The organism is Micromonospora sp. NPDC050686, from assembly GCF_040654475.1.
Classification (GTDB): domain Bacteria; phylum Actinomycetota; class Actinomycetes; order Mycobacteriales; family Micromonosporaceae; genus Micromonospora.
Window position 1 is genome coordinate 125,869 of record NZ_JBFAID010000003.1, and the last position, 23,281, is coordinate 149,149.

The 23,281-nt window shown below is 73.6% G+C and carries 22 protein-coding genes and 1 pseudogene; 10 read left to right on the plus strand and 13 right to left on the minus strand.

What is annotated here, in order from left to right; genetic code table 11:
• The 4 genes and pseudogenes from AB0H57_RS04375 to acs all read right to left on the minus strand — a co-directional run bounded on the left by AB0H57_RS04375 (window position 1) and on the right by acs (window position 6,006).
• Window positions 1-933, minus strand: a complete 933-nt coding sequence (locus AB0H57_RS04375) for an alpha/beta hydrolase (protein WP_357502533.1) — start codon at window positions 931-933, stop codon at window positions 1-3.
• A pseudogene (locus AB0H57_RS04380) lies at window positions 930-1,265 on the minus strand (hypothetical protein); the annotation flags it as partial. The pseudogene AB0H57_RS04380 and the gene AB0H57_RS04375, both read right to left, overlap by 4 nt.
• A 116-nt stretch (window positions 1,266-1,381) precedes the next feature.
• The gene (locus AB0H57_RS04385; protein ID WP_357502535.1) at window positions 1,382-3,688 is read right to left on the minus strand and encodes an immune inhibitor A domain-containing protein; all 2,307 of its coding nucleotides are present in this window, start codon (window positions 3,686-3,688) and stop codon (window positions 1,382-1,384) included.
• Window positions 3,689-4,014: 326 nt separating this feature from the next.
• A complete protein-coding gene (gene acs, locus AB0H57_RS04390; RefSeq protein WP_357502537.1) occupies window positions 4,015-6,006 on the minus strand; it encodes an acetate--CoA ligase in 1,992 nt (663 codons plus the stop codon).
• Between the two features lie 221 nt (window positions 6,007-6,227).
• Here acs and AB0H57_RS04395 point away from each other — a divergent pair, with 221 nt between their 5' ends.
• Window positions 6,228-6,968: an oxidoreductase gene (locus AB0H57_RS04395; RefSeq protein ID WP_357502539.1), complete on the plus strand. Its 741-nt coding sequence runs from the start codon at window positions 6,228-6,230 to the stop codon at window positions 6,966-6,968.
• A gap of 8 nt (window positions 6,969-6,976) precedes the next feature.
• Here the strand turns inward: AB0H57_RS04395 and AB0H57_RS04400 are convergent, their stop codons facing one another.
• From AB0H57_RS04400 to AB0H57_RS04420, 5 genes are all read right to left on the minus strand, one after another.
• Window positions 6,977-7,609 (minus strand): TetR/AcrR family transcriptional regulator, encoded by a 633-nt coding sequence (locus tag AB0H57_RS04400; RefSeq protein ID WP_357502541.1) that lies wholly within the window; start codon window positions 7,607-7,609, stop codon window positions 6,977-6,979.
• Window positions 7,504-8,868 carry an isoprenylcysteine carboxylmethyltransferase family protein gene (locus AB0H57_RS04405; RefSeq protein WP_357502543.1) on the minus strand — a complete coding sequence of 455 codons (1,365 nt, stop codon included), beginning with the start codon at window positions 8,866-8,868 and terminating at the stop codon, window positions 7,504-7,506. The genes AB0H57_RS04400 and AB0H57_RS04405 overlap by 106 nt, the downstream gene beginning before the upstream one ends.
• The gene (locus tag AB0H57_RS04410; RefSeq protein WP_357502545.1) at window positions 8,865-9,779 is read right to left on the minus strand and encodes a hypothetical protein; all 915 of its coding nucleotides are present in this window, start codon (window positions 9,777-9,779) and stop codon (window positions 8,865-8,867) included. Before AB0H57_RS04410 ends, AB0H57_RS04405 begins: the two co-directional genes overlap by 4 nt.
• A gap of 264 nt (window positions 9,780-10,043) precedes the next feature.
• A complete protein-coding gene (locus AB0H57_RS04415; protein WP_357502547.1) occupies window positions 10,044-10,847 on the minus strand; it encodes an HAD-IB family hydrolase in 804 nt (267 codons plus the stop codon).
• 525 nt (window positions 10,848-11,372) lie between these two features.
• Entirely contained in the window at window positions 11,373-12,569 is a 1,197-nt protein-coding gene (locus AB0H57_RS04420; RefSeq protein ID WP_357502549.1) for a low temperature requirement protein A, read from the minus strand.
• Window positions 12,570-12,869: 300 nt separating this feature from the next.
• On the opposite strand from AB0H57_RS04420, the gene ssd reads away from it, so the two are divergent.
• The 7 genes from ssd to AB0H57_RS04455 all read left to right on the plus strand — a co-directional run bounded on the left by ssd (window position 12,870) and on the right by AB0H57_RS04455 (window position 18,308).
• Window positions 12,870-13,970, plus strand: coding sequence for a septum site-determining protein Ssd (ssd, locus tag AB0H57_RS04425; RefSeq protein WP_357502551.1), 1,101 nt, complete (start codon window positions 12,870-12,872; stop codon window positions 13,968-13,970).
• The gene (locus tag AB0H57_RS04430; RefSeq protein WP_357502553.1) at window positions 13,967-15,178 is read left to right on the plus strand and encodes a TadA family conjugal transfer-associated ATPase; all 1,212 of its coding nucleotides are present in this window, start codon (window positions 13,967-13,969) and stop codon (window positions 15,176-15,178) included. The genes ssd and AB0H57_RS04430 overlap by 4 nt, the downstream gene beginning before the upstream one ends.
• The gene (locus tag AB0H57_RS04435; protein ID WP_357502555.1) at window positions 15,175-16,413 is read left to right on the plus strand and encodes a hypothetical protein; all 1,239 of its coding nucleotides are present in this window, start codon (window positions 15,175-15,177) and stop codon (window positions 16,411-16,413) included. The genes AB0H57_RS04430 and AB0H57_RS04435 overlap by 4 nt, the downstream gene beginning before the upstream one ends.
• A gap of 314 nt (window positions 16,414-16,727) precedes the next feature.
• The gene (locus AB0H57_RS04440) at window positions 16,728-17,348 is read left to right on the plus strand and encodes a type II secretion system F family protein (RefSeq protein ID WP_357502841.1); all 621 of its coding nucleotides are present in this window, start codon (window positions 16,728-16,730) and stop codon (window positions 17,346-17,348) included.
• A 26-nt stretch (window positions 17,349-17,374) separates the two neighbouring features.
• On the plus strand, window positions 17,375-17,542 hold the full coding sequence (locus AB0H57_RS04445) for a DUF4244 domain-containing protein (RefSeq protein WP_222954134.1): 168 nt from the start codon (window positions 17,375-17,377) through the stop codon (window positions 17,540-17,542).
• Window positions 17,539-17,907, plus strand: a complete 369-nt coding sequence (locus AB0H57_RS04450; protein ID WP_357502557.1) for a TadE family type IV pilus minor pilin — start codon at window positions 17,539-17,541, stop codon at window positions 17,905-17,907. Before AB0H57_RS04445 ends, AB0H57_RS04450 begins: the two co-directional genes overlap by 4 nt.
• Window positions 17,904-18,308, plus strand: coding sequence for an Rv3654c family TadE-like protein (locus AB0H57_RS04455; protein WP_357502559.1), 405 nt, complete (start codon window positions 17,904-17,906; stop codon window positions 18,306-18,308). Before AB0H57_RS04450 ends, AB0H57_RS04455 begins: the two co-directional genes overlap by 4 nt.
• Window positions 18,309-18,440: 132 nt before the next feature.
• Here AB0H57_RS04455 and AB0H57_RS04460 read toward each other — a convergent pair whose 3' ends face one another.
• Entirely contained in the window at window positions 18,441-18,851 is a 411-nt protein-coding gene (locus AB0H57_RS04460; protein ID WP_357502561.1) for a GntR family transcriptional regulator, read from the minus strand.
• A gap of 73 nt (window positions 18,852-18,924) precedes the next feature.
• Here AB0H57_RS04460 and AB0H57_RS04465 point away from each other — a divergent pair, with 73 nt between their 5' ends.
• Window positions 18,925-19,137 (plus strand): hypothetical protein, encoded by a 213-nt coding sequence (locus AB0H57_RS04465; RefSeq protein WP_357502563.1) that lies wholly within the window; start codon window positions 18,925-18,927, stop codon window positions 19,135-19,137.
• A 211-nt stretch (window positions 19,138-19,348) separates the two neighbouring features.
• On the plus strand, window positions 19,349-19,624 hold the full coding sequence (locus AB0H57_RS04470; protein ID WP_357502565.1) for a hypothetical protein: 276 nt from the start codon (window positions 19,349-19,351) through the stop codon (window positions 19,622-19,624).
• On the opposite strand, the gene AB0H57_RS04475 is transcribed toward AB0H57_RS04470, so the two are convergent.
• The 3 genes from AB0H57_RS04475 to AB0H57_RS04485 form a co-directional block, all read right to left on the minus strand.
• The gene (locus tag AB0H57_RS04475) at window positions 19,625-20,203 is read right to left on the minus strand and encodes a hypothetical protein (protein WP_357502567.1); all 579 of its coding nucleotides are present in this window, start codon (window positions 20,201-20,203) and stop codon (window positions 19,625-19,627) included.
• A 52-nt stretch (window positions 20,204-20,255) separates the two neighbouring features.
• Entirely contained in the window at window positions 20,256-20,462 is a 207-nt protein-coding gene (locus AB0H57_RS04480) for a hypothetical protein (RefSeq protein ID WP_357502569.1), read from the minus strand.
• A 168-nt stretch (window positions 20,463-20,630) separates the two neighbouring features.
• Window positions 20,631-23,189, minus strand: a complete 2,559-nt coding sequence (locus AB0H57_RS04485; protein WP_357502571.1) for a DEAD/DEAH box helicase — start codon at window positions 23,187-23,189, stop codon at window positions 20,631-20,633.
• Between the last annotated feature and the right edge of the window lie 92 nt (window positions 23,190-23,281).

Consider the following 23,281-nt stretch of genomic DNA (forward strand, 5'->3'; position numbering starts at 1 on the left):
TCACGACTTCGTCCACCGCAGGATCTCGCCCAGCACCAGGTCCCGCGCCTCGACGTGCGGAAAGTGGCCCACCCCGTCCAGCAGCCGCCACTCGTAGGGCGCGGTCACGTACCGGCCGGAGCCCTGGGCGGTGCGCGGCAGGGTGGCCATGTCCGCCGCGCCGTGCAGGTGCAGGGTCGGCGTGACCAGGGGCTTCTGCATCAGCCGGACGAACCGGTAGCCGTGCAGCCGCAGCACGGACCGGAACGCCCACCGGTAGGCCTCCAGCGCGCAGAAGGCGGCCTGCGGGATCTGCATCGCGGTCCGGCAGGCCTGGGCGTACGCCTCGAACTCGGGGCCGTCGACCCAGGCCGGCCCGCCCCAGCGGCGCAGCACGGCCGTCACCTCGGCGGCGTCGTCCCGGGTCAGCACGTGCTCGTAGCGGGGGAGCTGGAACTTCAGGGTGGGTGTGGAGGCGGCGAACTGCCCGCGCGGGTCGGCGAAGATGGCCGCCCGCAGCCGCAGCGGGTGCGGGGCGCCGAGCACCACCAGCCGGCGGACCAGGTTCGGGTGGAACGAGGCGACCGTCCACGCGACCATGCCGCCGGCTCCGGTGCCGACCACCGTGGCGGAACGCTCGCCGAGCGCCCGGATCAGCCCGGCCACGTCGGCGGCGAGGGTGTAGCCGTCGTATCCCCGGGGTGGCTTGTCGCTGGCGCCGTACCCGCGCAGGTCGACCGCGACCGCGCGGAAGCCGGCGTCGGCGACGGCCGGCAGCATCTCGTGCCAGGCCCACCAGTATTCGGGGAAGCCGTGCAGGAAGAGCACCATCGGGCCGGTGCCGGCCTCCACCACGTGGAAGCGGCTGCCGTTGGCGCCGACGAACCGGTGCGTCCAGGGCCCTTCGGTCAGGACGCAGGACTCGTCGACGGTTCCGCCGCGCTGCTCGGTCATGTGGCACAGCCTAGGACCCGGTGCCCAGCTCCGGCCCGGCCCGTCGGCCGGAGGTGGCGGCCGGTCGGCCCGCGGAGCCGGCCCGGCGGGCGGTCAGCTGGTGACGATCCGCATGGGTACGCCGGGCCCGCAGTCGACGCCGTCGGTTCCCGCCGGAGCAGGGCGATGCCCGGGCGCGGCTGGCTGTGCACGTGGAGGGTGAACGAGTCCGCCTTCTTCAGGCTGAACGGCGCATCGTACAGCTGGACCCGGGCGCGCCAGGCGTTGCCGGTCAGGTTGTGCAACGGCTTCGGGCGGGAGTCGATATTCAGGTTCCGACCCTCACCCGGGTGACCGCCCGGGTTTTCTGTTGGGGATGCCCTACTCCGTCACATCCGTGCCGGCCCCGGACACGCGAAAGGGGCCGGTGGCGTCGCCGCCGCCGGCCCCTCTCTCTGGTGCTACCCGATCAGTTGGTGACCTTGACGACCATGTCGCTGGTCGGGGTGGTGCCCTGCTGCAGGATCTCGATGCGGGTGCCGGTGCCGGCCATCTTCACCGAGTTCTGCGGGTTGCCCGCGTTCCAGTACTTGCCGACGCCGCTGTCGCTGAAGATCGGCTGCGGCTCGAGCGGCGGCACGGTGACCGCCACGCCGTTCTTGTGGAAGGTCTGCGCCGGCTTGGTGAACTTGCTGAACGTCGCGTCGTAGCCGCCGCGGCGGTTGGTGATGGTGCCCTGACCGCCAATGTTGATCTTGTCCGGGCGGACGTCGACCGGGAGGTTGAAGCCGTAGCCCGGGTGCTGCGACGTGTTGTTGTCGCCGTAGGCGTAGTTCACGTACCAGACCAGCATGCCGGGCTGGTTCGAGAACCGCTCCACGAAGTCCGGCTTGGTGTTGGCCCAGCCGAAGTTGTACCCACCGGTCCGCAGCGTGTCGTCGTAACCGAAGTAGGTCCGGTTCTCGGCGATGTAGAAGCGGGGGTAGGTGGCGGTCACCGAGCCGGTGATCCGGGTGAAGCCCTTGACGGCCCAGTCCGCCGACAGCGTCTCCGCGTCGTCGGTCCAGGCGACCGTCCCGTTCTTGACCAGTTGGATGTTGTCCAGGAACGGGCCGGCCAGGTGCACGCCGCCGTCGGTGGCGTAGCGGTAGCGGAACGTCACGGTCTTGCCGGCGTACGCCGTCAGGTCGTAGCTCAGGTCGACCCAGTTGCCGCTGGTGGAGCCGTCCACGCCCGTCTCGCCCTCATCGACGAGCGAGTTGGTCAGGGCGGCCCAGGTGGCGCCGCCGTCGGTGGACACCTCGGCGTAGAGGAAGTCGTAGTCCTCCTCGATGTCCCACTGGGCCTTCGCGGTGATCGACGCGGAGGTCGCCCCGGTCAGGTCCAGGGTCCGGCCGAGAGTGCTGTTCAGGTCGTCCGCGCTGCCGCCCCACCACTCGTACGACCCGCCGAACGGCGTGTTGTAGTTCGTGGTCTGGGTCTGCGCGGGCAGGTTGACGACGACCGCCTGGGCCTTCGGCCCGTCGCTGTCGCCGGCCGGGCCGAGCGTCACCTGGGTGGTGCCGCTCTTCTGCTCGACGGTCGAGTAGTTCAGCCAGCCGAGGAACAGCTTCGACCACGGGTCCATGTAGCCCGGGGTCGACCCGATGTCGTCGGTGCCGTGGCTCAGCCACGAACCCGAGGCCATCAGGCTCCAGAAGCCGACGCCGTTGTCGCCGCCAGCGGTGTCGTACAGGTCCGGCAGGCCGAGGTCGTGGCCGTACTCGTGGGCGAAGACGCCCAGGCCACCGTTCTCCGGCTCCGTGGTGTAGTCACGGATCCACATCCCGGTGTCACCGATCTGCACGCCACCGGCGAGGTTGCCGGCCGGGCCGGCCTTGCCCTCGAGGTTGGGGAACGCGGCCCAGCGGTGCGACCAGATGGCGTCCTCGCCCTGAGCGCCGCCGCCGGCCTCCTCGCCCTCACCGGCGTGCACCGCCTGGAAGTGGTCGACGTAGCCGTCGGGCTCGTTGAAGTTGCCGTCGCCGTCGTAGTCGTACCGGTCCCACTGATCGAACTGGGCCAGGTAGTCCTTGATCTGCTGCGGCGTCTTGCCGGCCTTGACCTGGGCGTCGTACCAGGACGTGGCGCTGTCCTTGACGAAGTTCCAGTAGCCGTCGGCCTCGGAGATCTCGTTGCTGCCGTACCGGGCCTCGTTGTACGGCACGGTGACCCAGTCGCTGACGTCACCGCCGACGGTGTACCGGCCACCCGACTGCTTCAGGTAGAAGTCCCGCATCGACTCGCCGGCACCGTAGAACATGTCCAGGTAGTGCTCCCGGTGGAAGTCGGAGCGCCACAGGGTGCTGTTGTCGTCGGTGGGGCTGCCGTCCCAGTTGCGGTCCGGCTCGGGGATCTGGTTGACCACCGGGCCGGGGGTGCCGCCGGTGCGCGGGTCGGTCTTGTCGCCGAAGTTGACCAGCATCGTGAAGATGGGGTCGGTCTTCGGCGCCTGCTGGTACTCGACGAACAGGTCGTCCTTGACCTGGATGACCTTCGAGCCGTTGCGCGTCTGAAGCTTGGCCTTGCCCTTGAGCAGGTCGGAGATGGCCTGCTTCCGGACCTCCCGGTGCTGATCCGCCTTCGGGTCCGGGAGGTTGTCCTTGCCGACCTTCGCCTTGTCGGCGCGCGAGGGCTCCGCCGAGGGGGTTGCGGCGGATGCCGGCGCCGTGACGACGCCGGCCGCCAGCAGCGCGGCCGCAGCCGAGGCCAGGCCCGCTGTGACTTGTCTCCTCAAAGGTCCTCCTCCTTTGTGGAATCTGTTACATGACGATGTCGGACTGCGCCGACGGATGTCATGTGATTCGTCACTGACGATTGCACGGCGTTCGGCGGTTGTCACTGGGCAAGCAGCCAATTTTCTCGCGATTTTTTCCGGCAAACCCGGGCGAAAGCCGTGGGGCAGTAGTGGCGTTCTGGGCTCATTGTCAGGTGGAGATCACCTAACGTGACCGCGGTTATGGGGTCCCCCACTGGGGAGCGCGCTGGGGCGGGAAAACGTCACACACAGGGCGATGGGCAGGCCCGGCCGGGCCCGCCCATCGTCGTCCGCAGTGGCCGGTGTCAGTCCTCGGCCTTGCCGCTCTGCAGGCCGGAGGAGATCAGCTCCATCACCGACGAGTCCTGGAGCGTGCTGACGTCGCCGAGCGAGCGGTTCTCCGCCACGTCCCGCAGCAGCCGCCGCATGATCTTGCCGGAGCGGGTCTTGGGCAGCTCCGGCACCAGCATGATCTGCCGCGGCTTGGCGATCGGGCCGAGCGTCTTCGCCACGTGGTTGCGCAGGTCGGCGATGAGCTGCTCACCGGCGTCGCCGGAGGTCTCCGCGCTGCCCCGCGGGATGGCGAACGCGACGATCGCCTGGCCGGTGGTCGGGTCGGTCGCGCCGACCACCGCCGCCTCGGCCACCGACGGGTGGCTCACCAGGGCCGACTCCACCTCGGTGGTGGAGATGTTGTGCCCCGACACCAGCATCACGTCGTCCACCCGGCCGAGCAGCCAGATGTGCCCGTCGTCGTCCTTCTTCGCGCCGTCGCCGGCGAAGTAGATCCAGCCGTCGCCGCCGGTGTTGCCGGCGCCCGCGCCGAACCGGGACCAGTACGTCTCCAGGAACCGGCTGTCGTCGCCCCAGACGGTGCGCAGCATCGACGGCCACGGCTCCTTGAGCACCAGGTAGCCACCGCCACCGTTCGGCACCGACTGGCCCTGGTCGTCGACCACGTCGGCGACGATGCCGGGCAGCGGCGTCATCGCCGAGCCGGGCTTGGCCGCGGTCACCCCGGGCAGCGGCGAGATCATGATCGCCCCGGTCTCGGTCTGCCACCAGGTGTCGACGATCGGCAGCTCCCCCCGGCCGACGTGCTGCCGGTACCACATCCACGCCTCGGGGTTGATCGGCTCACCGACGCTGCCCAGCAGCCGCAGCGAGGACATGTCGTAGCCGGCCGGGATCTCCTCGCCCCACTTCATCATGGTGCGGATCAGGGTGGGCGCGGTGTAGAGGATGGTGACCCGGTACTTGTCGACGAGCTCCCAGAACCGGCCCTTGTGCGGGGTGTCCGGGGTGCCCTCGTACATGACCTGGGTGGCGCCGTTGGAGAGCGGGCCGTACACGATGTAGGAGTGGCCGGTGACCCAGCCGATGTCGGCGGTGCACCAGTAGACGTCGGTCTCCGGCTTCAGGTCGAAGACCGCGTGCGTGGTGTACGACGTCTGGGTGAGGTAGCCGCCGGTGGTGTGCAGGATGCCCTTCGGCCGGGCGGTGGTGCCGCTGGTGTAGAGGATGAACAGCGGGTGCTCGGCGTCGAACGGCTGCGCGGCGTGCTCCGGCGAGGCGGTCTCCACCGTCTCGTGCCACCAGTGGTCCTGGTCCGACCAGGCGACGTCCTCGCCGGTGCGGCGGACGACCAGCACGTGCTCGATCGTCGGGCAGTTCGCCACCGCCTCGTCGACGGTCGGCTTGAGCGCCGACGGCTTGCCCCGGCGGAAGCCGCCGTCCGCGGTGATCACCACCTTGGCGCTGGCGTCCTGGATCCGGTTGGTCAGCGCGTCGGCGGAGAAGCCGCCGAAGACCACGCTGTGCGTCGCGCCGATCCGGGCGCAGGCCAGCATCGCCACCGCCGCCTCGGGGATCATCGGCAGGTAGATCGCCACCCGGTCACCCGCCACCACACCCAGGTCGGTCAGCGCGTTGGCCGCCTGGCAGGTCAGCTTGTGCAGCTCGGCGTAGGTGAGGGTGCGGGTGTCGCCCGGCTCGCCCTCCCAGTGGATCGCCACCTTGTCACCCCGGCCGGCCTCCACGTGCCGGTCCAGGCAGTTGTACGCCACGTTCAGCTGCCCACCGACGAACCACTTCGCGAAGGGCGCGTTCGACCAGTCGAGCACCTGGTCCCACGGCTTGGCCCAGGCCAGCCGGCCCGCCTGGCGCTCCCAGAAGGCGAGCCGGTCCCCGGCCGCCTCCTCGTACGCGTCGGCGGCGACGTTGGCGTTGGCCGCGAGCTCGGTCGGGGGCGGGAACTGCCGCGTCTCGTTCAGCAAGTTGGCCAATGCCTCGCTCATCCGGTGACTCCCTCGTCGCGTGACCTGCGTCTCTTACCCGGCGAGGTTATCCCCGCCCCCCGCCCCCCGCCCCAACTCGCCCCCCACCTACGCGCCCAGCGGCCCACGCCGCGCGCCGAGATGCAAGGCGGGGCCCCCGCTTAACCGCATCCGGTAGCGGCGGGGGGCCCGCCTAACACCTGGCCGGGGTGGCCTGCTGGGTGGGGGGCTAGCGTGGGCGGGTGACCACCGATCCGCTCGCCCCGCTGCTGGAACTCGCCGACATCGCAGCCGCCGTCGAGCGCGCCCGCGACCGGGTCGACCAGGCGATGCGGCACCGCGCCCTGCGCCGCCACGGCGGCCAGGTCGCCGCCGAGGTCAGCCTCCGGTCCGCGGTGGCCAGCGCCGCCCTGGAGGGGTACGTCCACGAGCGTGAGGCGGTCCGCGCCGGCACCGTCACCGAGCCGGTGCTCCAGGGCGCGCTGCGGGTGGCCGGCGCGCTGCCCGGGCTGGTCGAGCTCTGGCCCCGGGCACCCCGGCAGGCGCTGGCCAAGCTGCACGTGCTCGCCGCCCGGGACGTCGTACCCGAGGGGGAGCTGGGGCGGCCGGTGGCCGACCCGGTCGTCGCGGCCCGGCTCGACGGCCTGGCCGCGCTGGTCGCCGGTGGCACCCAGGTCTCCCCGCTGGTGCTGGCCGCCGTGGTGCACGGCGAACTGCTCAACCTGCGGCCGTTCGCCGGCCCGTCCGGCGTGGTGGCCCGGGCCGCCGCCCGGCTGGTGCTGATGTCCCGGGGGGTCGACCCGCGTGGCCTGGTCGCGGTGGACGTCGGGCACCGGGAGCGGGAACCGGAGTACGTCGGCGCGGCCGGGGCCTTCGCCACCGGCACCCGGGACGGGCTGCGCTCCTGGCTGCGGCACTACCTGACGGCGGTCGAGGTGGGCGCCGACCAGCTCACCGCCATCGGTGACGACCTGCTCGGCTGAGGGCCGGCTCAGTCCCGGCGGACCGCCCGGGTGACCTTCGTCCGCAACGCCCGCCGGGCGATCGGGCCGAGGTCGTCGACGATCTCGATGAGCACGGCGAGCTGGTCGAGCGCGGCCAGCGCCCGCTGCGCGCCGGCCCGGTCCACGCCGTCGTACAGCTCCAGCCCGATGAAGGCGGCGGCGACCGCCCGGGCCAGCCCCGGCACGTCGGCGATCTCGGCGAACGGGGAGCCGGCCAGCAGCCGCCGCAGCACCGGCTCGATCTCGTCCACCCACAGCTGCAAGGCGCCGGCCGTCGGGGCGGCCAGCCGCTCGTCGGTCTGCGCGCCAGCCAGCAGCTGGGCCAGGAACGACACGTTGCCGAGCTGCCGCTCCTCCTCGTGCAGGGCGCGCCCCACCGCCAGCAGTTCGCGCAGCGACCGCGCCCCGGCGAGCCGGTCCGACCAGTGCGCGACCCGCTCGGCGGTGCCCGCCCGGCAGGCCGCGGCGAGCAGCTCGTCCACGCTGCCGAAGTGGTAGAAGACCAACGCCTGGTTCACCCCGGCGGCGGCGGCGATGGTGCGGGCCGAGACCCCGGCGATGCCGTGCTGCCGGATCGCGGCGAGGGTGCCGTCGAGCAGACGCTGCTTGGTGTCGGACATCCTGCTCCTCGCGGGCTCGCCAGGTGCGGCGCAGCGATCATCGCATCGGTCACCAGTTGCGCGAACCAGGTCACCCCGGGCAGCCGCAGGGTCCAGCCCACCAGGGCCCACCCCGGGCCGAGGTGTTCCAGGGCGCGGGCGACGGCGGCCACCCCCCGTTCCCGGTGACCGTCGCCGCCCGCGTACTCGGCCCGCCACAGCACCCGGTGGTGCGCGGTGGCGGGAACGACGGTGAGCCCCACCGGATCCCGGCGGGCCAGGAACCGCCAGGTGGCCGCGCACGGCCCGCAGCCGTCGTCGAGCCACAGGACCGCCGGGGCGCCCGCGACGTACGGTCGGCGGCGCGGCCACCAGTCGCGGACCCGGCGGCGGTACTCCCGCCACGGGCCGCCGTGGCGCCGCGCCAGGTCGTGCCGTTCGTGCGGGCCGGCCACCGCCGCGCCGAAGGCGGCCGCGGCCACCGCCGCGCCCGCCAGGGCGAGGCTGCCGGCCGCCGCCGCGGTGAGCAGCAGCAGCGCCACCGCACTGCACTGCATCGGGTTGGCCAGATAGGCGTACGGCCCGGTGGTCACCAGGCGCGGCGGCGGGTCCCAGGGGTACGGGGTGCCGCCGCCCCGGGTGGCGAACTCCCGTACCGCGGCGAGGGCGGGCGTGGCGAGTAGCAGCGCGACCTGCGCGAGCACCAGCAGCCACGATCCGGGCAACCCGGTCAGGCGGGCCCACGAGCCGTCGCCGAACTCGAAGGCCACGGTGGGTACGAACCAGAGCAGCAGCGCGGCGAAGAGGACGGCCTGGAGCACGGCCCGCAGGCGCAGGTGCCGGCGGTCCGCGCCGAGCCGCCCGAGCAGCTGCGCCGGCAGGGCGACGCCGAGCAGGCCCACCGCCTCCCCCACCAGCCAGTACGGCCCGAGCCGCACCAGCGGTGCCAGCGCCGGCATCGCCACCACGTCCACCCAGAGCAGCAGGCCGAGCGCGACCGGCAGCGGCAGCACCCGGCGCAGCAGCACCGGCAGCGGTCCCCAGAGCGCCGCCCAGCCGAGCCACAGATCCACCGGTACGCCCCGGAACGCGCCGTCGACCGGGGCGAACGCGTACCAGCCGGCCGGCCGGGCCAGTTCGTTGAGCGCGGCGACGCCGATCGCGGCGGCCACGAAGGCCAGCAGCGCGGCTCCCCGGGTGGCCCGGTCGCGGCCGAGCCGGGCGGCGGCCAGCACGGCGAGCACGGGGACGGCCAGGCTGAGGTAGCGGGCCGTGGTCATCGCAGCGTCATCATGTCCAGCAGGTGCCCGACCCCGGCGTCGAGCAGGGCGTCCTGGAGCGGGCCGAAGTACCAGGACGGGTCGAGCCCCCGGCGGTAGTCGACCCGGATCCGGACCTCGGTGTGGCCCGGGTCGACGGCCCGCCAGCGCAGGTCCGCCCGCTCGAAGTCGAGCCAGCGCCCGGTGATCGAGGTGTTCTCGACGAACCCGAAGGCCACGTGCCGCGGCTCGCTGGCGCGGACCTCGGCGAGCAGGTGGCCGCCGGGGCCGTGCGCGCTGCCGTGGTAGCCGAACGACCACCGGTCACCCGGGTCGAGCCCGTCCCCGGCGACCTGGCCCGGGGTGGGCACCCCGAGCAGGCGCAGCGGCACGGAGCGGACCGGCACCGGCCGGGGTCCGGCGGCGAGGCGTCCGGCCACCTGGTCGGCGGGGAGCGCGACGACCCGGACCACCTCGACGGACTGCTCCGGGGCGAGCCGGGGCGCGATGCCGCTGCCCTCCAGGCCGGGCAGGAGCAGCAGCGGCACGACCAGCGCCGGGTAACCCCGCGGGGCGCCACGCAGCGCGTGGAACAGCGCCGTGGCGCCGTGCGCCACCGCGTACACCAGCGGGGCGGCCAGGATCACGCAGACCGCGCCCTCGTGCAGCACGACGGCCGCCAGCAGCAGGGCGATCGTGGTGGCCGCGAAGACCCGGCCGTGACTGGTCCGCGCGGGGATGGCGGCCAGCGCCGCGGCGAGCAGCACCGGCAGCGCGACGAAGAGCAGCGCGCTGTCGGCCCGCCCATGGCGTACGGCGGACCCGAAGACCACCGCCCCGAAGACCACGATCAGGCCGGCCAGCACCCAGTTGGCGTGGTTCGGGCCGCTCGGGTCCGCAGCCTCGTCCTCGTGTTCGCCCGGCTCGGTCATGCCCGCCCTCCTCGCTTCTTGAGCACTCGCTCAAACGCGAGGATAGGCGTGTTTGAGCGACCGCTCAAGAGGGTTGCCCGCCCCGGTCGCGAAGCTGCTCTGCGGGCTGGCGCAAGTCGTGGGAGGGCTCTGCCGGAGGCGACGAACTTGATGACGCGCGAACGAATCACGCCTGGTCGCGCGCCGACCGGGCGGAGCGGTGGGCTGATGGTCAGGCGGCGGTGCCGGGAGCGGCGCGCCTCAGGAGCGGAGCGGGCGCGGCGATCAGGCGGCGGAGGTGGACCGGGTGCGCCGGTGCCGGCCGTACCAGGCGATGCCGATGGCCACGCCGACCCCGACGCCGAGCGCTGCCGCGGCGACCGGCACGGCGGGGCGCTCCCGCAGCCGCCGGCCCAGCGGGATCGGGTGCCGGAACTCCAGCACCGGCCAGCCGTTCTCCGCCGCCAGCTTGCGCAGGGGGCGGTCCGGGTTCACCACCGTGGGGTGACCGACGCACTCCAGCAGCGGCCGGTCGCTGTACGAGTCGGAGTACGCGTAGCAGTCGCTGAGGTCGTAGTCCCGCTCGACGGCCAGCTCGCCGACCGCGTCGACCTTGCTCGGGCCGGCCGCGTAGAACTCCACCTCACCGCTGTACCGGCCGTCGACCACCGCCATCCGGGTGGCGATCACGTCGGTGACGCCCAGCAACTCGCCGATCGGGCGGACCATCTCCTCGCCCGAGGCGGAGACCAGCACGACGTCCCGGCCGGCGGCCTGGTGCTCCTCAATCAGGGCGGCCGCCTCGGCGTACACGTAGGGGTTGATCAGCTCGTGCAGCGTCTCCGCGACGATCTGGCGGACCTGTTCCACCTGCCAGCCCTTGCAGAGCGCGGCCAGGTAGTCCCGGGTCCGGGCCATGGTCTGCTCGTCGGTGCCGCCCAGCCGGAACATCAGCTGCGCGTACGCCGACTTCACGACGTCCCGTCGGGTGATCAGGCCGTCCCGGTAGAACGGCCGACCGAATGCCAAGGCGCTCGACTTGGCGATGACGGTCTTGTCCAGATCGAAGAAAGCGGCACTTCGGCCCACGGCGCGAAAGTCTAGCCCGATGGTCTAGGGTCGGCGGGTGCCCGGGGTCCGGAGCGGGAATCGATCTCCGGGCCGACCCCGGTCAACCAACCCATCGTGATGCCCGTCACACTCAGAGTCAACCACATTTCGCGGTGAGTAGGGCTGGCGGCACTCGACGTGTGCACGTTGCTCAGGCATGCTAGTGCTCACGACGACTGTTCACGTCTCGCCACGAGGAACGACCCTCGGCGGTTGCACCCCCCGCAGCCGCTGAGTGGTTCGGCTCAATCCCCCCCGGAGCCGAACCTTCGACGACCCCCGTCACCCCCCGACGGGGGTCGTCCCTATCTGGTGAAGATGCTGCGCCCCAGGTCACAGTCCGTCTCATCCTCGTCGAGTCTCCCCGTCCGATGCCCAGATAGCCTCAGCTAGCAGCTAGCAGCTAGCAGCTAGCAGCTAGCAGTTGGCGTACCGCGGGAGGCCGGGCAGCGGCGCACGATCGCTCGGTGGCGGGGCGGCACAGCAGGGAGCAGCTTGCCGGAATCAACGGGCGGTGCGCGGCGGGGCGAGCGCCCGCGGGACCAACCGCCACGTAACCACGTTGGACAGGGCGACCGCGGCCAGCACCACCACGGCGACCATGGCGACCACGATCGGCGGCAGCCTGAGCGCCACCGGGGCCAGTGCGGCGAGCAGGAGCACGCCGATCGGACGGGACCAGGAGACGCGACTGAAAACCGCGTAGTCGAGCATGCTCCGACCGGCCAGGAAGAGCGCGGGCCCACCGAAGATGGCCGCGACCCAGGTCCAACCGGTGGGCCCGAAGGGGTGCCGGATGATCAGCGTGTCACCCACGGCGCTGAGGCTGATGCCGATCACCATGATCAGGTGCGCGTACGCCGCGAGTTCGCTGATGCGGGCAGGGGCCGAGGCCGAGGCGATGGCGGCGCGGAGCAGTGTGCCCGCCCGGTAGTAGTAGAGCTGCCAGAGCAGCACCGCGATGACGAACGACACCAGCAGCGCCATCGCCCGGTCCCGCTGGAAGCCGTACGGGCTGAACTCGATGCCCGATGCCAGGACCGCCTCGCCCAGCGCGATGATGAGCAGTTGGCGGCAGCGCTCGGTCAGATGCGCCTCCGCGATCGGCTGATCCCGGAGCCCCGCGCGGCCGAGCCGCGGTGTCGGGTAGTCGAGAATCCCCCCGCTGTAGTCGATGACGATCGCCACGGTCCACAGGACCAACCGCGGGCCGTCCATGACGAAGGTCCCGGCAATCCAGGGCACCGCCGACACGGCTGTCCAGAAGAGGATCCGGAGGTGGACGAGGCGCGGGTAACGGTGCTCGCCGCCGATCAGCAGCAGCCAGAATGGGCGGAGCACCTGGACGGTGACGTAGACCCAGGCGAAGACCACGCCGCGCTCGGTGAGAGCCGCCGCGGGCACCGCGGCCGACATCAGCAGGCTGGCGAGCATGGCCACGATGACCATGAGCTGGATGGATGGGCGCTCCGGGTCGTACCTGTTGGTCGTCCACACCGTCCGATACCAGAGCCACCACATGGCCAGCATCAGCACCAGCGTCGCCCAGGAATTCAGCAGATCGAAATTCTCGACCAGCCGCTCGGAGAAGCGGGTGAACGCGAAGACGAACACCACGTCGAAGAATAGCTCCACGAAGCCCACCTGCTGCGGATGCTGCTGGCTCGCCACAGCCTCGGCCGGCCCGTCTGACCTGGCCATCCTGGATCACCCGCTTTCATGACGGTTCGGCCAGTATCCTCCCGAATTCTTGTCGATAGGGTGTCTGGTCGCGAGAACCGCCCAGCCGCGCGTAGACCCCGCCAACTTCGGTGGGCCGGCATCGGCGAGGCAGCGAGAAGGCAGCGCTCGTCGGGTAGGCCATAGCAGATCCACTGCGATCGCGGTCGTTGTCCACAGCACCCCCGGCTGTCCACAGGCGACGGCTTGGGGGCGGCGCGGGTGGCCCGTCCCGGAGGAGTGTCTGGCCCAGCACCCGAGCCCGAGCGCTGGGAGACCACGATGCCACCCCGTACCCTGCCGTCCCGTCCGCGACTGCCGCTGCTCGTGACCGCCGACGGCGACCTCCTCGACGAGCTGCTCCGCCTCGCCGCGGCCGGCGGCACCGAGGTGGAGCTCGCCGCCGACCCGGCGGCGGCCCGCGCCCGGTGGCTGCCCGCGCCCCTGGTGCTGGTCGGTAGCGATCAGGCACCCGCCTGCCTGCGGGCCAGACTGCCGCGCCGGCCCGGGGTCGTCCTGGTCGGCCGGTCCAGCCAGCTCGAACCGGGCTGGGAGGTCGCCGAGCTGATCGGCGCCGAGCACGTGGCGACGTTGCCGGCGGCGGAACCGTGGCTGGTCGACCGGTTCGCCGAGTGCGGACCGGACCGTACCGGTCCGGGTCCGGCGCGGATCGTCGCGGTGCTCGGCGGACGGGGTGGCGCCGGAGCCAGCGTGCTGGCCGGCGGGCTGGCGGTGACCGCCGCCCGGGCCCGGCTGCGCACGCTCCTGGTCGACGCCGACCCGCTCGGCGGCGGCCTCGACCTCGTCCTCGGCTGGGAGCAGCTGGACGGGCTGCGCTGGCCGGCGTTGACCGACGCGGACGGGCGGGTCGACGCGCCGGCCCTGGTCCGTGCCCTGCCCAGCCGCGGCGATCTCGTGGTGCTCTCCTGGGACCGGGGTGACCTGCTCGCCCTGCCCGCGCAGGCGATGGCGGCGACGGTGGATGCCGCCCGCCGGGGTCGGGACTTCGTGGTGATCGACCTGCCCCGGCAGCTCGACGACGCCGCGGTGATCGCCCTGCAAGCAGCGGAGCGGGTGTTCCTCGTCGTACCGGCCGAGTTGCGGGCCACCGCGGCGGCCGCCCGGGTCGCCGCGGCGGTGGCACCGCACTGCGCCGACCTCTCCGCGATCGTGCGCGGCCCGGCCCCGGGCCGCCTGAAGGCGGCCGAGGTGGCCCGCGCCCTCGGCCTGCCGCTGGCCGGCACGCTGCGCCCCGAGCCGGGGCTGTGCCGAGGGCTGGAACGGGGTGAGGCACCGGCGGCGGCCGGCCGCGGCCCGCTCGCCGCGCTCTGCCAGCGGCTGGTGGGGGAGCTGACCGGCGCGACCGGGCAGGGTGCGGCATGACCGACCAGGCCCGACCCGAGGAGCTCGCGGTCCGCGTCCGGCGCCGCTTCGCCGCGGCGGCCACCCCGGTCACCCCGGCGGCGGTGGTCTCCGCCGTGCGCGCCGATCCGACGGCCGCCGTCCTCGGCGACACCGCCGTGCTGCGGATTGCCGACCGGGTGCACGACGATCTCGTCGGCGCGGGGCCACTCGCCGCACTGCTGGCCGACCCCGAGGTCACCGACGTGCTGGTCAACGGCGTCCGGGTCTGGGTCGACCGGGGGCACGGCCTGCACCAGGTCGCCGTGCCGCTCGGCGGGGTGGACGACGTCCGGCGGCTGGCCCAGCGGCTGGCGGCGAGCGCTGGCCGCCGGCTGGACGACGGCTCGCCGTACGTCGACGCCCGGCTCGCCGACGGCACCCGGCTGCACGCCGTGCTGCCGCCGGTGGCGACCGACGGCCCGTACCTGTCCCTGCGTACCTTCCGGCAGCGGCCGTTCACCCTTGCCGAGCTGGTGCAGCACGGCACGGTGCCGCAGCCGCTGGCTCCGGTGCTCGCCGCGATCGTGGCGGCCCGCCTGGCGTACCTGGTGGTCGGCGGCACCGGTTCCGGCAAGACCACCCTGCTCAACACGATGCTCGGGCTGGTGCCGTCGACCGAGCGCATCGTGCTGGTCGAGGACGCCGCCGAGCTGCGGCCGGTGCACCCGCACGTGGTGGGCCTGCAGGCGCGTACCTCGAACGTGGAGGGCTCCGGGGCGGTGCGGCTCGGGGACCTCGTCCGGCAGGCGCTGCGGATGCGGCCCGACCGGCTGGTGGTGGGCGAGTGCCGGGGCGCGGAGGTGGTCGACCTGCTGGCCGCGCTGAACACCGGCCACGACGGCGGCGCCGGGACGCTGCACGCGAACGCGCCCGCCGACGTGCCGGCCCGCCTGGAGGCGCTCGGCCTGCTCGGCGGGCTACCCCGGGCGGCGCTGCACGCCCAGGTCGCCGCCGCCCTCCAGGTGGTGCTCCAGGTGCGCCGGGGCGGCAACGGGCGGGTGCTGGAGTCGGTCTGCCTGCTGCTGCCCGAGGGGCCCGACCGGTTGGTGACCGTCGTGCCCGCCTGGGTCAGGGGGCGTGGGCTGGGGCTGGCCGGACGGGCGCTGGGGGCGTTGCTGCATGAGCGCGGGGTGACCGTGCCACCGCTGCTCTGCTCGGCCTGGCCCGGATCGGTGGGTCCGGCATGACCCCGGCACTCTGGTCGGCGACCCTCCTGCTGGTCGCCGCGGCGCTGACCGTCGCCTGGCCGGTACGCGCCGGACGGGCCCGACGCCGGGCGCTGCTCGGTCCTGGGCAGGTCGCCGCGACCGCTGTTGGCGGGGCGCGGCGGGCCGGTCCGGCGGACGATGCCTCCGGTGTCGTCCTCGGTGTCGCCATGCACGACCACAGCGGAACCGCCGACTACGGCGGAGCCGCCGTCCAGAGCGGTGCCCACCAGAGCGGTGCCGACCACGGCGGTGCCGGGCAGCACGGTACCGGCCGCGGCGGCGGACACGCTGACCCGCGGGCCGCCCGGTCTGATCGCCCCGCGCACCTGGCCGACCCGCGGGTGACCGGCCCTGGCCGATCGGCGACTCGCCCGGCTTCCGGCGGCCCGCCCGGCCGGCACGACCTGCGCCGCCCCGCCGGCCCCTACCGGCCCAGGGCCGGCCTCTCGCCGGACGGTCACACCCCGGCGTGGCGCGTGCTGGCGGGCCGGGCGTGGCGCTCCGGACCGCGCCCGGGATGGCTGCCGCTCGGGCGGACCAAGGCGACCGAATCATCGGGCGGTACCCGTCGGCTGACGTTCCTGGCGGTCCTGGCCGGGGGCGTGGCCGGAGGCGTCGTGGGCGGGCCGGTGGCGGCGGTGGTCACGGTCGGTTACGGGACGCTGGGCGCCCGTGCGTGGCGTCGCCGCCACGCGGGGCGTCACGTCGAGCGGGCCCGGCGACGTCGCCTCGACCAGCTCTGCGCGCTGGCCGCCGACCTCCGGGCCGGGCTGCCGGTCTCGGCGGCGGCCGACGGTACGGGCCTGCTCGACTCCACCGAGGACCGCCCGCGCACCGCCGACGGGTGGCCGGAGACCCCGCCGGTGGCACCGGACCGGCTGCGCCGGCTGGCGCTGGCCGCCGTACGGCTCGCCGACCGGACCGGGGCGCCGCTGGCCGAACTGGTGGAGCGGATCGAGGCGGACGCCCGGGCCACGGACCGGGGACTGGCCGCCGCTGCGGCCCAGGCGGCCGGTGCGCGGGCCACCGCCTGGCTGCTCGCCGCGCTGCCGATCGGCGGCATCGGTCTCGGCTACGGCATCGGCGTCGACCCGGTCGCCGTGCTGCTGCACACCCCGCTCGGGGGCGGCTGCGCGATCGCCGCGATGGTCCTCCAGGTCGTCGGGCTGCTCTGGGCGGAACGCCTCGGCGCCCTGCCGGGAGGGGCGCGCTGATGCCCCGGGAGGCGCTGGTCGCGGCTTGTCTGATCGTCGCGGCCGTGCTGCTCGCTGCGGTCGGTGGGCCGGCACGGCGGTCGGCGTACCGGTTGCGGGCGGTCGGCGCGGCCGGATCTGACGCCCGGTCGGGGACGGGGCCTGATGCCTGGTCGGGTGCCGGGCCGAGTCGGACCGGCGGGCCGGGGGACCGCTCCGACGGGCTGGCCGGTCCCGCGCTCGCCGATGGCGAGCCGGGCGGCGACCGTTCTGCCGGGTCCGGCCCTGCGGCACGCCGACCGGACCACGCCGGGGCCGCCCCGACACCGGGCGGCCTGGTCGGGTCGGGCTGGCGCGCGGTGCGCGGTGACCCGATCCGGCTCGGCGCCGGGCTGGCCGGGGTGGCAGTCCTGGTGGTCGTCGGCGGCTGGCCGGGACTGCTCGGCGGGGTCCTCGTCGCGGCCGCCGCGGACCGCCTGCTGCGCCGGATCGAGCCCCGGGCCGTCCGGGACCGCCGGCTGCGGGAGGTAGCTGACCTGCCGCTCGCCGCCGACCTGCTGGCGGCGACGTTGCGGGCCGGCGCCCCGGTCGACCGGTCGGTGCTGGCCGTCGCCGACGCCCTGGGCGGCCCGCTCGCGGAGCGGCTCGGGCGAGTCGGTCGGACCCTGCTGCTCGGTGGCGACCCGGGCGAGGCCTGGGCCCACCTCGGCCCGGTGGCCGGGGCGGATCGGCTGGTCACCGCCGCGGTGCGGTCGTCGAGCAGCGGGGCCGCCCTGGCCGGTGCCCTCACCCGGCTCGCCGACGACCTGCGGGCCGACCGGGCCACCGCCGCCGAGGCCTCGGCCCGGCGCTCGGGCGTGCTGATCGTGCTGCCGCTGGGGCTCTGCTTCCTGCCGGCCTTCATTCTCGCCGGCCTGGTGCCGGTGATCGTCGCCGTCCTCGGCGACGTGCTCTGACGAACACCAACGAGGGGAGAACGGCAATGCGCAAACTCGTCGCCCGCCTGCGCGGGGACGCCGGGATGAACACCGCCGAGTACGCGGTCGGCACGCTCGCCGCGGTGGCCTTCGCGGGCATCCTGCTGAAGGTGCTGACGTCGGGCAACGTGCAGTCGGCGTTGACCGCGGTCATCGACCGGGCGCTCAAGTGAGCGGGCGCCGGCGGGCCGGCCGGGACCGGGGTTCGTTCACGGCCGAACTGGCGGCCGGTCTGCCGGCGCTGACCCTGCTGCTGCTCACCGGACTGACCGCGATGGACGCGGTCGCCACCAAGGCGGGCTGCCTGGCCACGGCCCGGGACGCGGCGCTGGCCGCGTCCCGGGGCGAGGCCGGCGCCGCGGCGGGTGCGGGCACCGCCCCGGCCGGGGCTCAGGTGCGCGTCTCGGTGGACGGGGACCGGGTCATCGCCACCGTCCGCGCCCCGGTCCGGGCGCTCGGTGCCCGGCTGCCGCGACTCACGGTGACGGCCAGCGCGGTCGCCGCCGTCGAGCCCGGCCTACCCCGGGCGCGGCCATGACCGGCCGGTACCCGACCACCGGCGCGGACCACACCGGGTGCGGCGCACGGGGTGGCGGCGCCGAGCGGGGTGGTGCGACGGTCTACCTCCTCGCCGTCGGGTTGGTCTTCGTCGTGTTCGGGCTCTTCGGCGCGACGGTCGGCGCCGCCCGCACGGCCCGGCAGCAGGCCCGGGTCGCCGCCGATCTCGGCGCGTTGGCCGGGGCGGGACGGGCGGTCGCGGGGAGCGCTGCGGCCTGCGCGACGGCGGGCGAGATCACCCGGGCCAACGGCGCCCGCCTGGCCGCCTGCCGGCTCGACGGCCTGGACGTGCTGGTCACCGCCGAGATATCGGTGACCGCGCTGCCGGGGCTGGTGCGGGTGGTCAGCATGACCTCCCGGGCCGGCCCGGTCCGCGGCTGACCGTCGGCCCGCCACCTGCGCGGCTTACCTAGGTCAGTCTCATCGACGGGCGGTCGTCCAAGGTGAAGCGAGAGCAACTGATGTCGGCTGAGCAGCGGCAACCCGCCTCGAGACGCCCGCCAGCGGCGGTGATCAGCCAACGATCGTGACACTATGCGCGCCGTACCCCTCTACCTCGCCGTTCGTCCTCGTCACCAAGATGACGGGCTCGCCTTCGTGTAGCCCGTACTTTCGCCGCTCGTCAGGGTCGGGCATCCGAGCTTGGGCCTGGTCGCCCTTGCCCAGCGTTACTACGGCCCGCTCTTGCTCTCCTCTGACGAAGGTCCCGCGACTCTGCACGACCACGATCAAGCCCTCGCTTCGCAGTTGCTGAAGTGCGCGGCGGACCGTGAGTCGACTCAGTTGGAATTCCTGGGTGAGGCTCAGCTCGGTGGGGACTCGCTGACCAGGGGCAAGCTGACCTGAGCGAATGGCTCGTCGAAGCCGATCCGCGAGTTGCTTCCAGGTGGCGACATCGGGATCGAAGCCGCTCTCACTGCTCACAAGCGCACGTTAGGTGATTTCATGCTGCCGTACCGTTGTGCTTACGTCAATACAGCACTTAGAGTGACTGATCATGTTGATCCTCCTGAAGGGGCGCGACATGTCCAGGCACGTCACCTACGACGAGTACTTAACTGCCGTGGCGCTGACCCTCCGGCGCAGACATCGGCCGGTGTGGTCCCTCGACGGGAAGGGGATCATCTGTCGCTGCGGCAATGACCTGCCCTGCCGGGTCCGGCATCAGGTGCCGATCAACCGGGGTCACTGGCCAGGGGAGGGGCGGTGACCACGCATGGGCCGGTTCTGCCGATCTGGACCTGCGGCGGGTGTGGCGCCCCCTGGCCCTGTCGGACCCGTCGCGGCGAGCTGCGAGCCGAGTACGACCAGGCCCCGGCGTCCCTCGCGCTCTACCTGGGCTCGTGCCTGGTGGCAGCGAGTCAAGACCTGGGTTGGGCTCCGGCTGGCCTGCTGCATCGCCGTTTCCTTGGTTGGCTGCGGTGACCACACCCCGCTCCGGTGACCTGCTCTGGGTGACTCGTGCGGCCAGCGTCCAGTTCATCAGCCCGGTCTTGTTCCGCGTGATCCGCGTGCTCGACTGGGTGACCTATGACGGGTGGATCTGGCTCGACGGATACCAGCTCAACGCCAAGGGCGATGCCGTCGCGCGTCGGTCGATCTTCGTCCAGCAGGCGGGACTGGTCAGCCCACGACGAACCGCCCCGGCACCCGTGGTCGGGCAACCGAGGCGGTCCAGGTCGAATGTGCGGGCCTGATCAGCGGCTCTGAAGCGCGTCCAGGCCGATCGCCATGGCGATCACCAGCCGGCGGTCGATCTGCGGGTGCTGGATGGTGACCACGTACCGGTCGCGCAGGCCCCACTTCTTGATCACGGAGAAGACCGGCTGGCCGTTGGCGGTGAAGTCGAAGTGGTACGGCAGCCAGGACAGCGAGTCGACGAAGCGCCGCAGCAGGGCCACCGGCATGCTCCGCTCCTGGCCGGTGATCTGCGGCAGGCCGGCCTGCTCGACGTGCCACGTCGAGCGGAGCAGGGACTGGGCGAAGTCCTTGCGGAACAGCCCGATCGGCTGGCCCGCGTGGTCGGTCACGTCGTACGTGGCGCCGAGGTCGAGTCGCTGGCGGGCCTTGAAGCCGAGCAGCGGGGTCTGCTTCGAGTCGTCGGTGTAGATGGTCACCTGCTCCTTGAAGGCGAGGCGCTTCTGCTGGGCGAACGCCAGCAACCCGCCCTCCGAGCCGTCCGGTGCGACGCTGTGGACCTCGTACTGGTTGACCATCATCCGGATCCGCTGCCGGACGTGGAACTGGTGCTGCTGCTGCAAAGCGTCGAGCTGCATAAAATCTCCATTTCAGGGGGGGGTCGGGCCGGAGTTTCGCACAGCCGACCCGTCAACGTCCGCCCTCCATGGTGGCCTTCATCGCCCAACCGTTCAGCACCTGGTGAATCCGGCGGAGCCGTTCGTCGATCTGGGCCAGCCGTTCCGCCTGGGCGAGCGAGGCCAGCGCGGCGCCGAGCGCGATCAACTGGTCGGGCGTGAGTTTCTCCTGGTCGATGGCGTAGAGCAGGTCGACGGTCTCGGCGATGGTGTCGGCCACGGCTCCTCCTGCGGCAACGGGCGGCAAGCACGGCTGGTGTCGAGCGCCCCCGGCGGATCAACGATGACCTAGCCATGGAAGCGCTCCCATGTATCAATGCCCCATGCCTGCGAAGGTCATGCATGACTCGGCCAGCCGACTGCGGCCGGCGCCGGAAAGCCTCCCGGTTCAGCCCCCGGCCCGAACGTCACCGGCGGCCGGAACGTCGCCCGTGGCCCGGTCCCCGCTGGCCCGGTCACCGGCCGCCGAGACGTCCCCGGCGGGCACGGCACCGCCCCGGTCGCCCTGCTGAGGCAGCGCCGGCAGGCTGGTGCCCTCGGCCGGGGGCAGGTTCGCCAGCACCACGTCGAGCACCCTGATCGCGTCCGGCTTGGACAGCGGGTTGTTGCCGTTGCCGCACTTCGGGGACTGCACACACGACGGGCAGCCGGTGTCGCACCCGCATTCGGCGATCGCGTCCCGGGTGGCCCGCAGCCAGGCCCCCGCCGTCCGGTACGCCCGCTCGGCGAACCCGGCGCCGCCCGGGTGCCCGTCGTACACGAAGACCGTCGGCGCCTCGGTGTCCGGGTGGACCGCGGTGGAGAGCCCGCCGATGTCCCACCGGTCGCAGGTGGCCATCAGCGGCAGCAGCCCGATCGCCGCGTGCTCGGCGGCGTGCAGCGCCCCCGGGATGTCGGCCGGCTGCACCCCGGCGAGCGCCAACGACTCCGGCGACACGGTGAACCACACCGCGACCGTCCGCAGCTCCCGGGTCGGCAGGTCAAGCGGTCGGGTGTCGATCACCTCGCCCGAGGCGATCCGCCGTCGCTGGTACGACACCACCTGGCTGGTCACGTCGACCTCGCCGAGGAAGAGCCCGACCGGCCCGGCGTCCGCGTACGAGCGCACCGACGCCACCGACAGTGAGATGACGTCACGGGCGTGGGTGGACCAGTCCGGCTCCTCGGCGTGCACCAGCGCGCAGCCGTCGGCCAGGTCCAGCGAGTCGACCACGTACGAGACGCCCTGATGCAGGTAGACGGCGCCGGGGTGGACGAGGAAGTGCGACGAGCCACCGTCGACGGTGCCGAGCAGCCGCCCGGTGGACGCCTCCACCACGCAGACCGGCGCGCCGTCGGAGCCGCGCAGGTCCACCTGGGGGCGCTCCCGGTGCCGCCAGTACCAGCCGGTGGGCCGCTGCCGCAGCGCCCCCGCCTCGACCAGCGACTCGACCGCCTCCTTCGCCCCCTCGCCGAAGAGTTCCAGGTCGGCGGGGGTCAGCGGGGCCTCGGCCGCGGCGCAGGCCAGCTGCGGGGCCAGCACGTACGGGTTGGCCGGGTCGAGCACGGTCGCCTCGACCGGCCGGCCGAACAGCGCCTCGGGGTGGTGCACCAGGTAGGTGTCCAGCGGGTCGTCCCGGGCCACCAGCACGGCGAGGGCCTCCCCGCCGGAGCGCCCGGCCCGGCCCGCCTGCTGCCACAGCGACGCCCGGGTGCCCGGCCAGCCGCAGATCAGCACCGCGTCCAGCCCGACCAGGTCGACGCCCAGCTCCAGCGCGTTGGTCGAGGCGAGCCCGAGCAGGTCGCCCCGGAGCAGCGCCCGTTCCAGCTCCCGCCGCTCCTCGCGCAGGTAGCCGGCCCGGTAGGCGGCCACCCGCTCGCCCAGGCCGGGAACCGCCTCGTCCAGCCCGCGCCGGGCGCTCGCCGCGACCACCTCGGCGCCCTTGCGGGAGCGGACGAAGGCGAGCGTGCGTACCCCCTCGGCGACCGTGTCGGCGAGCAGGTCGGCGGTCTCTCGCAGCGCCGAGCGGCGGACCGGCGCCAGGTCCACGACCTGGTCCTCGGCGGCCGGCAGCAGCGGCGGCTCCCACAGCGCGAAGGTCACCCCGCCGCGGGGTGAGGTGTCCTCGGTGACGGCGGTGACCGGCAGGCCGGTGAGCCGGCCGGCGGTGGTCGCCGGGTCACCGGAGGTGGCCGAGGCCAGCACGAACGTCGGCCCGGCGGGCAGGTCGGGGCGGGTGGGGCGGCCGTACTTCGCGCACTGCCGGCGGAGCCGGCGCAGCACGTGCGCCACGTGCGAGCCGAACACGCCCCGGTAGGTGTGGCACTCGTCGACCACCACGTGGGTCAGCCGGCGCAGGAAGCCCGACCACTGGGCGTGCCCGGGCAGCATGCCGTGGTGCAGCATGTCCGGGTTGGTCAGCACGAACCGGGAGTGCCGCCGGATCCACTCCCGCTCGGCGCGGGGGGTGTCACCGTCGTAGCAGGCCGGGCGGACGTCCTCCAGTTCCAGCGCGGCGACGGCCCGCAACTGGTCGGCGGCGAGCGCCTTGGTGGGCGCCAGGTAGAGCACCGTCGCCCGCGGGTCGGCCAGCAGGGTGGCCAGCGCCGGGAGCTGGTAGGCCAGGGACTTGCCCGAGGCGGTGCCGGTGGCGACGACCACATGCCGGCCGGCGTACGCCAGCTCCGCCGCCTCGGCCTGGTGCCGCCACGGCGCGGTGACGCCGCGCCGGGCGAACGCCGCCCGCAGCTCCTCCGGGGCCCACCGCGGCCACGGCGCGGTCGTGCCCGGGCGGGCGGGCACCCGTTCGACGTGGGTGACCGGGTCGGTGCTGGCCCGGGCGCGCAGCCGGCGCAGCAGGTCGGCCGGCGCGGCCACCGGCACCCGCCCGGTGCCCGGGTCCGCGGCCGACGGCTGCCGGCCGTCGCGCGGCGACGGGCGTGCCGGGCGGGGACTGTCGTGGGTCACGTCCTGCACTCTCGCACGGGTGTTCGGGGTGAAGCCCGGGGCCGGTGGGTATGGGTGCCTCTGCCGGTGACCTTCGGGTTCGTCGGGTGGAA